The sequence below is a fragment of the Bartonella sp. HY038 genome (assembly GCF_014117425.1).
Lineage (GTDB): Bacteria > Pseudomonadota > Alphaproteobacteria > Rhizobiales > Rhizobiaceae > HY038.
Genome location: NZ_CP059725.1, coordinates 2,024,538 through 2,037,009, shown reverse-complemented (window position 1 = coordinate 2,037,009; position 12,472 = coordinate 2,024,538). Strand labels below are relative to the sequence as shown.

At 40.6% G+C, this 12,472-nt stretch carries 11 protein-coding genes; 4 read left to right on the top strand and 7 right to left on the bottom strand.

Translation table 11 applies throughout. The features are described 5' to 3' along the window. Nucleotides 1-270: 270 nt before the first annotated feature. Entirely contained in the window at nt 271-1,701 is a 1,431-nt protein-coding gene (locus tag H3299_RS08780; RefSeq protein WP_246708221.1) for a M48 family metalloprotease, read from the top strand. 115 nt (nt 1,702-1,816) lie between these two features. Here the strand turns inward: H3299_RS08780 and H3299_RS08775 are convergent, their stop codons facing one another. After that, the gene (locus H3299_RS08775) at nt 1,817-2,764 is read right to left on the bottom strand and encodes an endonuclease/exonuclease/phosphatase family protein (protein ID WP_182417311.1); all 948 of its coding nucleotides are present in this window, start codon (nt 2,762-2,764) and stop codon (nt 1,817-1,819) included. An 87-nt stretch (nt 2,765-2,851) separates the two neighbouring features. Further along, the gene (locus H3299_RS08770; protein WP_182417310.1) at nt 2,852-3,007 is read right to left on the bottom strand and encodes a hypothetical protein; all 156 of its coding nucleotides are present in this window, start codon (nt 3,005-3,007) and stop codon (nt 2,852-2,854) included. Nucleotides 3,008-3,328: 321 nt separating this feature from the next. Here H3299_RS08770 and H3299_RS08765 point away from each other — a divergent pair, with 321 nt between their 5' ends. Next, entirely contained in the window at nt 3,329-4,033 is a 705-nt protein-coding gene (locus H3299_RS08765; RefSeq protein WP_182417309.1) for a glutathione S-transferase family protein, read from the top strand. A 64-nt stretch (nt 4,034-4,097) separates the two neighbouring features. On the opposite strand, the gene H3299_RS08760 is transcribed toward H3299_RS08765, so the two are convergent. The 5 genes from H3299_RS08760 to H3299_RS08740 form a co-directional block, all read right to left on the bottom strand. Then, complete coding sequence (locus tag H3299_RS08760; RefSeq protein WP_182419714.1) at nt 4,098-5,501, bottom strand: Do family serine endopeptidase; 1,404 nt, start codon at nt 5,499-5,501, stop codon at nt 4,098-4,100. 282 nt (nt 5,502-5,783) lie between these two features. Beyond that, nucleotides 5,784-6,137: a cyclophilin-like fold protein gene (locus H3299_RS08755; RefSeq protein ID WP_182417308.1), complete on the bottom strand. Its 354-nt coding sequence runs from the start codon at nt 6,135-6,137 to the stop codon at nt 5,784-5,786. Nucleotides 6,138-6,219: 82 nt separating this feature from the next. Next, the gene (locus H3299_RS08750) at nt 6,220-7,416 is read right to left on the bottom strand and encodes an MFS transporter (protein ID WP_182417307.1); all 1,197 of its coding nucleotides are present in this window, start codon (nt 7,414-7,416) and stop codon (nt 6,220-6,222) included. Nucleotides 7,417-7,547: 131 nt separating this feature from the next. Then, complete coding sequence (locus H3299_RS08745) at nt 7,548-8,576, bottom strand: alpha/beta hydrolase (protein WP_182417306.1); 1,029 nt, start codon at nt 8,574-8,576, stop codon at nt 7,548-7,550. Nucleotides 8,577-8,714: 138 nt separating this feature from the next. Next, on the bottom strand, nt 8,715-9,632 hold the full coding sequence (locus tag H3299_RS08740; protein ID WP_182417305.1) for a LysR family transcriptional regulator: 918 nt from the start codon (nt 9,630-9,632) through the stop codon (nt 8,715-8,717). 175 nt (nt 9,633-9,807) lie between these two features. On the opposite strand from H3299_RS08740, the gene H3299_RS08735 reads away from it, so the two are divergent. Together H3299_RS08735 and H3299_RS08730 are read left to right on the top strand one after the other, a co-directional pair. Then, complete coding sequence (locus H3299_RS08735) at nt 9,808-10,869, top strand: alpha/beta hydrolase (protein WP_246708048.1); 1,062 nt, start codon at nt 9,808-9,810, stop codon at nt 10,867-10,869. A gap of 441 nt (nt 10,870-11,310) precedes the next feature. After that, entirely contained in the window at nt 11,311-12,468 is a 1,158-nt protein-coding gene (locus H3299_RS08730; protein ID WP_182417304.1) for an aldo/keto reductase, read from the top strand. Nucleotides 12,469-12,472 lie beyond the last annotated feature (4 nt).

The following is a 12,472-nucleotide window of genomic DNA, read 5'->3' as shown; positions in this document are numbered from 1 at the left end:
TAATATAGCCTTATGGAAATTGGCTTTAAAGATTGAAAATTGTGATTTATAGCTACAGAAGTCTAATGGCTTGGCTTATTAAAGTGTGGTTTTCAATTGATACATGTCTATTGAAATTTAAGCAAAAATATAAAAATATATTTTAATTAGAATATATTATATTAAATATGTGCAGTGAGAAAAATAATGGCAATGGCTTTTAGTCAAACTATATCAACAAAAGGCAAACAACGTTCTTTAAAGCGTTTTTCCGTTCAATTTGCTCTATTGATGTTGCCACTGTTAAGTAGTTGCACATTGATAGATTATAGTAAACCTGATGGTGGGTTAAAGCCATCTATTAATCCCTATATTGTTGATACTGTCGATAAAAATAATCAAATGTCGCAGCTTGGTGCCGCCCAACATCCGCGCATTCTTGCTACATATGGTGGCGAATATAATAATCCGCAATTGGAACGTATGGTTGCCAAAATTGTTGGTAAACTAACTGTTGCTGCTGGCAGTTCTGACCAAACTTATCGCATTACTATTTTGAATTCCCCCAATATTAATGCATTTGCCTTGCCAGGTGGTTATGTTTACGTAACGCGTGGTCTGTTGGCTCTTGCCAATGACTCATCTGAAGTTGCTGCAGTAATTGCGCATGAAATGGCGCATGTGACCGCTAATCACGGTGTACAACGTTTGCGTAAAGAGGCTGAAGTTGAATTAAGCAATCAGGTCGTCTCTGAAGTTTTATCGGATAGAAATCGTGAGCGCCAGACGCAGCTGCGCGGTAAAATGTCTTTGGCGCAGTTTTCGCGCAATCAGGAATTGGAGGCTGATAAGATTGGCATTAAAACCGTTGCCGAGGCAGGCTATGATCCTTTTGCATCAGCAAGGTTTTTACAGACCATGGAAGGCTATTCCCAGTTTAGAAGCGTATCAGGTGCAACTGATGCCAAGCTTGACTTTTTGGCCACCCACCCAGCAACACCGCAACGTGTCCAATTAGCTCTTGGGCAGGCACGCTTGGTAAGTGCACCAGGCGTTGGCTCAACAGATCGCGATTCATTTTTAAAAGGTATCGATGATATGGTATTTGGTGATACCGCCAAAGAAGGTTATATTAGAGGTCAAAACTTTATTCATCCTGAACTTGGGGTTGCTTTTACCGTACCTAATGGCTTTACAATTGATAATTCTAGTGCTGCAGTGGTTGCTAGCGGCGCTGATGATACCGCTATTCGCTTTGATGCTATTAATAAACCAGACGATATTAGCAGTGCTAAGAATTACATTCAAAGTGGCTGGGTATCAGGTCTTGATGTAGATAGTGTGCGCTCGGTTGATATTGTCGGATATCCAGCAGCAACCGCTAGCGCACAAAGCCCTAAATGGCAATTTGATGTTATTGTCATTCTTGTTAAAAATAAGATCTTCCGTTTTTTAATTGCAGCACCTAAAAATAACAATTCGCTGCCAAGCATTACGAGCACGACAATAAACTCGTTTAAAATATTAAGCCGTCAACAAATTGCTGCATTAAAACCGCTTCGCGTTCATGTTGTAACGGTAAAACCGGGAGACACTGTTGCATCGCTTGCTAATCAAATGCAAGGAACCGATAAAAAGGTTGCATTGTTTCGCATATTAAATGCATTGTCACCAACATCGGTGGTATCTGCTGGTGACCGCGTTAAGATCATTGCTGAGTAATGATCTTAACTTGTATCGCCATTTTGATATAGCAACCCAACGATTTATTAAAATCTGTAATCGGGGTTAGGGCTGTATGAAATTTCATTGTTGCAGATTATAACAGTGATGCTGCCTATAGTGAAAATTCTACTTTCATGGGCAGATGGTCTGAGCCAATTGAAGGAAGTTGTTCGACCTTGTTGAGTTTAAATTCATCGCTGAGCAATATTTGGTCGATTGGCAGTCCTAAAATTGGTCTTATGCTATCAGGGAAACTGTAACTTAGCCAGCTTGAAGCAATGCCATTGACATGGCGCGTTGCAGTTTTGTCTTCAACAAATTTCACTGCGTAGCTCCAACTGGTTGCATTAAAATCGCCACCAATAAGTTGTAACGGTTCTTTTGTTAGGGGGAGTGCAATTATTTGGCTTTTTTGACGATAAGGCCAAGGCCAAAATAAATGCAGAGATGATAGTTTTAGCGGCGTTTTTGCATTAATATCAACCATCGCAGTAGCTATGCCTGCATCATGCGGGCATGCTTCTTCTGGCATGGTGCTAATGAAAGGATAGCGTGATAAAAATCCGGTTGCACCAATCATTGATATTTGGGCGCGTTCACATTTATAAGTATAATAGTTGTTGGTTCGTGCAAATTCGCTTAAGGCTTTTTGCCAGTGGCTTGATGCTTCTTGATAGGTAATAAAGTCAGGCTTTTCTGAATTCAACAAATCAATCAGTTTTTGGGTGTTGGGATTATCATAACGCAAATTTGTCTGTATGAGTTTAAAGTGCCGTGTGCTGCTGATGTTTGTTGGTTTCAAACCTTGTGTTTGATAGGTGGATAAAACACAAAATAAGCTAAATGTAATAATTGCTAATCGAAAACGTTTAAAGCTTGTGAAAAAAATTGGAATAGTTGCTATAATAAGCACAAATGCCATATGGCGTCTAAAATGAGCAACGGAATCCAGCATTGGATGCAATGCGCCGAAATAGCTGATTAATAATGGTACTGTCGCTGCAATTAGTAAGAGCATCCAGATAAGGCTAAAAAGGCTAGATTGGGTATTTTTGCGCATATTGTCTCCAAATGTTTTATCACAATACATTTAGAGCGAGTAAATACGGCAAAATTTCCAGTATAATTTAAATGCTAACAATAAAGTTTAACTATTATTACCATTCATATTTTGACTGTTTTGATAAAGCGGTGCTGCATAGGCCGGCATTTTAGCATAATAAATGGCAAAGCCCAAAGTAAGCGCCGTTGCAAAAATGCTAAGACTTAAGATCGACATGCGTTTTGCGTAACTGTCATTCATTGTAATATTCCATATGAGATTAATAACTATAATCTAACTGGTGTTCATTGAATGAAGGCTGAGCGAGCCATTCATAGTTTATTTATTGATCTTAAGGAATTATTAAAAAAAATGGTTAATTCAGACTAAAATTTGGGCTATAATTTAACCATGAAACACGATAATTTACATTTGTTTATAAAGTGTGGTATTAAAAAGCAGCTTTAAAATTTCGCAATAATGGTTTCTAAGTTCATGAAGCCTTTGTCAGCGATTATGTGTAAACAAATTGGGATAGATCAAAAAGCCCAATTAGCAACCTATTTTACGGAGTTATCGACGATGCCTAGCCAGAATAAACCAATACAGTTTTTTTACTGGCCAACCCCAAATGGGTGGAAAATTAGCATCATGCTTGAAGAGCTCGGTGTGCCTTATAATGTTAACTATTTAAATATTGGCAAAGGCGAACAGTTTGAGCCAGATTTTTTAGCGATCTCACCTAATAACCGCATGCCGGCAATTATTGATCCAGAAGGACCAGATGGCGAACCAATCTCGGTTTTTGAATCAGGCGCAATTTTAATGTATCTTGGCCGTAAATTTCAGCGTTTTTATCCAACTGATGAAAGAAAGCGGGTTGCGGTTGACGAGTGGTTGATGTGGCAAATATCTGGCCTTGGGCCAATGTCAGGGCAAGCTGGTTATTTTGCTGTTTATGCCAATGAAAAAATCCCTTACGCTATTGAGCGTTATACCAAGGAAGTGCGCCGCTTATATGGTGTGATGAATAAACGCCTTGAAGGGCAGGAATATTTGGCCGATAATTATTCTATCGCTGATATTGCATCAATTGGTTGGGTATCAAAATATGATGCCTACGGAATTGATTTGCTAGAATATCCAAACTTAAAACGTTGGTTGCGCACCATGCGCGAGCGTCCTGCTGTACAGCGCGGACTTGAACTTGGTCGTGAAATGAAAAATGATTTATCTCATGATCAGGAAGCGCAAAAAATCCTCTTTGGCCAACAGGAAAATAAATAAGCTTAAAACACATTATTTTTAAAAAGGGGAGCGGTTTAAAATCTGCTCTCCCTTTATTTTTGACCTAATTTAATGGCAGTGTTACCATACGTAAATCCCCATTGGGCTTTGCAACCATGATGAGGGCGTTTTGGCGGCCCGTATCACGCAAGGTTTTTATACGCTTAACCACATCTTCGCGGTTGGAGACAACTTCTTGATTGATGCTGATAATCACTTCGCCAATAAGGATCCGCTTATCAGAGGCGATCGAGTTGGTTTCAATATCGGTAATGATTACGCCTTTAACACTTTCTACAATGCCAAATTTCTTGCGTAAATTTTCGTCAAGTGCTGTAATTTGCATACCAAGAAGCGGCTTTGGTGCATTATCAGCACTTGTCGTATCTTCAGTCCCATCACTGGTATCATCAATTGCAGGCTCATTTTCTTCTTCTTTTAGCTGCCCAAGCTTAACGTTAACCACCTGTTGCTTACCATCACGTAAAATAGTTACTTTTACATCGCGACCAACTGGACTTTCAGCAACAATACGCGGTAAATCCTTGGCATTTTTAATCGGCTTATCGCCAAATTTTAAAATAACATCGCCCTCTTTAAGCGCTTTATTATCCACATCTTCAGCTTCCATTTTACTGGCAACCATTGCGCCATCGGTATTTGGCAGCTCAAGAGTTTCAGCAATTTGTTCATTGATCGGTTGGATACGAATGGCAAGCCAACCACGATGAATTTCACCAAATTCTTTTAATTGCGCAATAACGCCAGTTGCCATGTCGGCAGGAATAGCAAAACCAATGCCGATAGAACCCCCCGTTGGCGAAATGATTGCTGTGTTAATGCCAATCACTTTGCCATTCATATCAAAAAGTGGTCCACCAGAATTACCACGATTAATTGCGGCATCGGTTTGAATGAAATCATCATAGGGGCCAGCGCTAATATCGCGGTTGCGCGCTGATATAATACCAAGGGTTACCGTCCCTCCAAGACCAAATGGATTACCAATCGCCATTACCCAATCACCAATACGGGCATTTTCGGAATCACCAAAACTAACCGCAGTGAGCTTTTTTTTGTTTGGATTAACTTTCAGCAAAGCGATGTCAGTTTTTGGGTCTGTTCCAAGCAATTCAGCTTTTAGCTTTGAACCATCGGTAAAATTAACTTCAATATCATCAGCATCGGCAATGACGTGATTATTAGTCACGATCAGCCCTTCTTTCGCATCAATAACAAATCCTGAACCAAGCGACTCAACCTTGCGTGATTGTTGGGGAGCCTTGCCGTCTTTATCAGTGAAGAAATCTTGAAAATAATCTTCAAAAGGCGAGCCTTTTGGAATGTCGACAACAGGTGGGTTATCACCGCTTTCAGTTCCTTTGACATTTTGTGAGGTGGCGATATTAACCACCGCATCAAGCAGACCAGAAGCAAGATTTGACACCGATTGTGGGGCACTCGTCATATCGCGCGGCGCAGTTGCTGATGCATTTTGTGCCCATGCAGCTGTTTGAAAAGCACCGCTAGAAAGCGGCAGGGTACAAGCTACAGCAAGAGGTAAAAGGCGGCGCAGTCTGGTCATACCGATTCCTTAAAATGTCTTATAATTCAACTATCATCACCCCTATCGGGCACTTGATAATATTATATAGCGGCAAATAGATAACAATAGGTATAAACACATTGCAAGCATTGCATGACCAAAATACGGCATGGTTTGGTTGTTTTAAGAATTCTTGATATAAAATCACGACGGTGTTTTGTCTATTCGCACTTCAAAGGGGCCATCTTTTAGCAATTTATCAATAGAACCGCGAACTGTGCCAATTTTGACAAGACCTTTAGAATAGGAAAAGTCTTGATAAAAAATTGCAAGATTGCCCCAAGGCGCATAATAAGCAATATCACCAATAATGGGGGTAAAACCGTCAGGTGCTTGTTCTAGGTTTAACCGCTTAGGTAAATTGGCTACTTTTTCGGTTGATGCGTAATCATTAAGTGTCAAAGTAATCGGTAATAGCGATAAAAAATCATGACCAATTGGACTATCTTCAATTTCAGCAGTTAAAATTTCACCATCAATGGTTAAGGTAATGGCCATAATATTTCCTTTCTGGTTAGCATGCGCAATATTGAGATAAAAAATTGAACCAAGGACAAGGATTAGCACTGTTCTAAAGAGTTTAAGCATGCTTGCCTGTCCTTTTATAAAATAGTTGGAAGCTGATTAAAATTAGAGTGATGGCACAGCCAAGAAAGAGCGTTGCAATGGCAAATATGCTCTTAGCGCCACCACCATCAAAAACAGCGCCGCCAGTTGCCGCGCCAATTGATATGGAAAGCTGGATGGCTGCAACCATAAGTCCACCAGCAATTTCAGCGCGATCGGCAAGGGTGTGAACAATCCATGTTGACCAAGCAACTGGAATAATGCCGAACATGAAGCCCCACATCATAATCAACACTATATTTTCAATAAGATTTCCATTGCTAAAATAGAAACTAATGGCGATAAATGCTAATATGGCATGGATAGCAATGATGGTAATGCGGAAACCTTGACCTAATAATTTTCCGGCAAAAAATGTGCCCAAACAATTAGCAATGCCAAAGCCAAGCAAGATTAGCGATAGCTTAGCACTATTCAAAAACAGATATTGTTCAATATAAGGGCGCAAATAAGTAAAAAACACATGGTAACCGCCATAGCTGAAAATCATACCGCCAAGGCCAGCAATCACCCAAGTGGTTTTTAAAAGTTGCCCCATATCGCGAAAGCGACTTACAGTTTTAACTGGCATGGATGGCAAAGATAAAAATTGCCAGATAAAGCCAATTGTGCCAAGCAGTGCTGCTACCCAAAACACATTGCGCCAACCGATAAATTGTCCAATATAACTTGCTACCGGAATAGAAATAATTGTAGCAACAGCAACACCTGCATAAATAATACTTAATGCGCGTGATACATTTTTTGCAGGCACAAGCCGCAAGGCAACCGCCGATGACATAGACCAGAAGCCGCCAACACAAATGCCAAGTAAAGCACGGGCAACAAGTAAGACAATGTAATTGGGGGCAATGGCAACTAGCGCATTGGAAACAATCAACAAGGCCGATAGGCAAAGTAAAACGAGCCGTCTATCGATAGTTTTGGTCAGCGGACTAAGCAGAATGCTCGTGGTCACGGCAAAAAGCCCTACAACAGTTACAGCTTGTCCAGCTAAACCTTCGCTGATCGATAAGTCATGGGCAATAGGTGTTAACAAACTAATTGATAAAAATTCACCAGTGATAAGACCGGTAACGCCAAGGAAAAGCGAAAAAACTGCTGACCATTGCGGGGCTATAATTGCTGTTTCATTTTGGTTGAGTGCCATGGTGGATTACATCTCTTTATAAATTTCAAAATAGGTAAAATATGTCATTGATTTAATGTGACGATTGCCAAGGCATTTACCTTGGCAATCTGACTTTCTTTTAATAGTCTTTTGCTAAAAAACGTGGCTATTTACTTCAAATTGCTTTCAAAAAAGCTGGTTAATTTGCCAAAAGGAATGAGATCAACGCGGTCATAAAGATCGACATGGCCGGCATTTTTTACATAAAATAGTTCTTTAGGTTCACCAGCACGTTGATAGGCATCTTCGCTAAATTCTTTAGAATGAGCTTGATCGCCGGTGATAAACAGCATTGGTCGTGGTGAAATGGTTTCAATGTCATTAAAGGGATAAAAATTCATGAATTTGACATTGCTAGTTAATGTTGGATGGGTGGTAAGTTTAGGCGATTGGCCTTGTGGGGTAAACTCACCGCGTGGCGTGCGATAAAAATCGTAAAATTCGCGTTCAATTGGATTAGAATTTTCGGTTAAAGCATCAACCGTGCCACTGGTATATTCGGTTTTTGCGCCTTCAAACTCTTTTTGGCGTTGTTCGATGGCTGCTTGAATGTTTGCTTTACGCTGATCAAGCGTTACACCATGATTGATGCCGTTACGGTTGGCTGCGCCCATATCATACATGCTAACCGTTGCAACCGCCCGCAATCTTGGATCAATTTTTGCCGCGCTAATTGCAAAGCTACCACTGCCGCAAATTCCTAGAACGCCAATTCGGTTTTTGTCGACAAAATCTTGTGTGCTAAGATAATCGACTGCTGCACTAAAATCATCGGCATAAATTTCGGGGGAAACAAGATTACGTGGCTCACCTGCACTTTCTCCCCAGTAAGAAAGATCAATTGCGAGGGTTACAAAGCCTTGCTCAGCAAGTTTTTGTGCATAAAGATTGGATGCTTGCTCTTTAACTGCACCCATTGGGTGACCAACAATAATCGCTGCATTCTTTTTGTTGCGATCAAGATTGTTAGGGATAAAGAGATTACCAACCACATCCATATTATATAAATTTTTAAAATGGACTTTTTGAAGTGTGACTTCATTGCTTTTATAAAAATTATTTGCGCCATTTGACATATCTTGTGCCATAACCTGGAACGCACTGAAAATTAGTGTTAGCAACACAATCAGTGTTCGCATGGTCCTTTCTCCTTAAATGAAAATACAAATTCAAGAAGATTATGGCACAAGTTGATAGGTGTGATAATTGCATTAATATTGCATACTATTATGAGATTTACTCATAAATAAATATGGCCAATTTGTTAATCTATAAAATTAGTCTTGCGCCTTATTAGAATTTTTGCTCCAGGCACGTAAAGCATCACAAAAGAGTTTGAGCGCCTGCGGCTGTTGGCGGTTAAGCGGATAATAAAGACATGTTCTGCCGATCTTCGGGCTCCAATCCGCAAGCAGCTGCACCAATCGGCCTTGCTTGATATGTTCATGGACATGATAATCAGGCACCCATGCAATGCCAATACCAGTTAATGCTGCTTCAACCATTAGATTAGTATTGCCAAGCGTCATTGGGCCATTCACATCAATATTCATACTGCGCTCCGGCTGTTCTAAATCCCAATGATAGAGCGCACCACTTGAAAAACGAAAGCGGATACATTGGTGTTTTTTAAGATCATCTGGCGACGTTGGCGTGCCATGCTGTTCAAGATAATCCGGTGATGCAACCGCAGCAATACGGATTTCATCGGGGCCAAAAGGAATGGCAGCCATATCAAGCGGCACATCTTCAAGAAGGCGAATGCCGGCGTTAAAGCCATCGGCAACGATATCAATATAACGCGTATCGACAACAAATTCGACATGAATATCGGGATAGGTTTTAAAGAAGTTTGGTAACATATGGCGAATAAGCAGCTTTGCACCAGCTTCGGCACTGCTAATACGAATAGTTCCCGATGGGCGATTGCGCGAAGAATTTAAATCATGAATAGCCTGCTCTAAATCATTAATTGCAGGAACTGAACGCAGAAATAACTGCTCACCAGCCTCGGTTAAAGCAACAGATCTTGTGGTTCTGATAAAAAGCTGGATGCCAAGCCGCTCTTCAAGTTTTCGGATTGAGTGACTTAAAGCAGATGTTGAAACGCCTAATTCACGTGCAGCAGCACTAAAATTGCGTTGCTCGGCAACAGTGATAAAAATGCTGAGTTCTGGCAGTGCAATACGCGACATGCTGTTTTTTCCTAGAATGCTGAATGTAGGATATAAATTAATAGATTATTGAAAATTGCTCAACAGGCTATGAATAACATCGTTAATTGTCAAATTTTATTAATCAATTATAGTTGGCTAATCAGCAAAACGGTGTGAAAAGTGAATTTTACGCCTTAACTTAAGGATAAACCCCTTGCGATCTAAAAAGCTTTTATCAGCGCTTCTTTTATCCGCTACACTTATATTGACAGGAAATGTTATGGCCAATGATTATCAACAAAATCCGTTTACACTAACCTATGATGGGGCAATTACTAAAAATGCGGCTGGAAAAGTCAATATTCATGCGGTGCACTATAAGGTTAATGGTATTGAAATAGCCGCAAATATTTATACGCCTGCTAATTATAATCCAGCAAAAAAATATCCAACAATTGTTGTGGCCCATCCTAATGGCGGCGTTAAGGAACAAGTCGCCGGATTATATGCGCAGCTTTTAGCAGAGCAAGGCTATATTACAATAGCTGCTGATGCTGCCTATCAAGGGGCAAGTGGCGGTGAGCCACGGAATGTTGATAAGCCATTTAACCGCATTAATGACATTCATGGCATGATTGATTTTATTGCCACCTATCCTAGTGTGGACACAATGCGCATTGGTGCTTTGGGTGTTTGTGGCGGTGGTGGTTACACTCTTGCCGCCGTACAAAGTGATAAACGTGTAAAAGCAGTTGCGACTATCAGCATGTTCAATTCAGGTCTTGTGCGCCGTAATGGCATGCAAGATAGTCAGGTCAGCACAATCCAACAACGTTTAAGCGAGGCAAGTGAAGCACGGGCAAAAGAATTTCTAGGTGATGTGCAATATACTGCCAATTTTGATTTAAAAACCACAACCAATCAAGATATTGCCAAGGCTCCTGCTGGACTATACCGCGAAGGATTGGAATATTATGGCAGAAGTCATTATCACCCCAATTCTACCTTTAAATATACAACAAGCAGTTTGCTTGATCTTATGACCTTTGATGCAACCGATCATATGGATCTCATCGGGCAGCCATTATTGCTTATTGCTGGCTCTAATGCAGACACCCTATATATGAGCGAACAGGCACTGGCAAAAGCCGCTGGCACAAGCAATAAAAACCTTATCAAAATTAATGGTGCGACTCATATAGAGACTTATTGGAAGCAGCCTTATGTCAATGAAATCGCGCAAGATTTGACCAATTTTTTTAATAAGGAGTTGTAAGTTATTATTGCATAGCTCTTAGCCCATTTTAGAGCTATGCAATTGCCGTTCATCGTAAAGAGCAAGATAGCCGGGCATATATAAGGCTCCACAAACATCCTAAAAATTGGCAATATTATTTATCCTGCGCTTTAAAGGGGAGATTTCGTGACGCATAAATTAGTTAAATTAGTTTTCAGTGTCTTTTATAGCCATATGCCAAACATCTAAGGTGTCTAGGCGCAATTACGTTTTCATGTGGGGCAAGTTTGCGGCAAGGTAATAGCCAAAAGCAGATATTAGAATTTGCCAAGATTTTGCGCCAGCATCTTGAAGAAGCAGCGGCAAACCGCTTTGAATATGCGCTCCAACAAGCAATGAAATAATAATTGTCACCTTCATATCAATGAAAATAAGGTGTTCAAAATTGTTCACTTTGATTTTTTCACCTAAGGAATAAAAATGTCAAAACCTATTCAAAATACCACGCGGCGCGGATTTTTAGGAGTAACTGTAGGTCTTGCAACGCTGCCCTTTTTGTCAGCTGCTTATGCTGGAAAAAATAACCAATCTTTAGCTCGCGATACGCCACAAAAAATAGAGAATAATCGCCGGCGAAAATTAGGTGCGCTTGACGTTTCAAGCATTGGTTTAGGTGTACAAAATATGCACCGTACCTATCAAACCACCATACCACACCGCGCGGATATGATTAAACTTATTCAAGCGGCATATGATAATGACATAACTTTATTTGATACGGCAGAAGCCTATGGTCCGCTTGAATGTGAGCGCATTTTGGGTGAAGCAGTAAAGCCATTTCGTGATAAGATTGTAATTGCGTCAAAATTTGGCTGGAATATTGACCGTAATACCGGCGAGCGTAAACCAGGGTTAAACAGTAGGCCCGAGCACATTAAACTCGCGGTTGAAGCCATGCTTAAACGGTTACAAACCGATCATATTGATCTGCTCTATCAACACCGCGTTGATCCAGATATCGCGATTGAAGACGTTGCTGGCGCGGTAAAAGATCTTATGAATGAAGGCAAGGTTTTGCATTGGGGCTTAAGCGAAATGGGTACAGGCACATTGCGTCGTGCCCATACGGTATTACCGCTAAGCGCTGTGCAAAGCGAATATTCATTGCTTTGGCGAGGACCAGAACAGCAAGTGCTAACCATTTGCGAAGAACTCGGCATTGGTTTTGTACCATGGAGCCCGCTTGGCGTTGGCTTTTTAACCGGTGCAATTGATGAGCGGACGCGTTTTGCTGATGGTGATATTCGTAAAGTTGAAACACGCTTTTCATCAGAAAATTTGCCCCATAATTTAAAGATTGTGGAATTACTCAGAAAATGGGCAGAAATAAAACAAGCAACACTAGCACAAATTTCACTTAGCTGGTTATTGGCGCAAAAGCCTTGGATTGTGCCAATTCCTGGAACTACGCAAATGGCACATTTGGTTGAAAATTGCGGTGCTGTTAAGGTACAATTTAACCATGATGAGCTTTTAGCATTTAATCAGCAATTATTGGCAATCAAGATAAAAGGTCAACGCTTGCCAGATAATGTCCTTGCCTATTCCAATGTTGAAGCACCAATCATGAGCAGATAGCGGG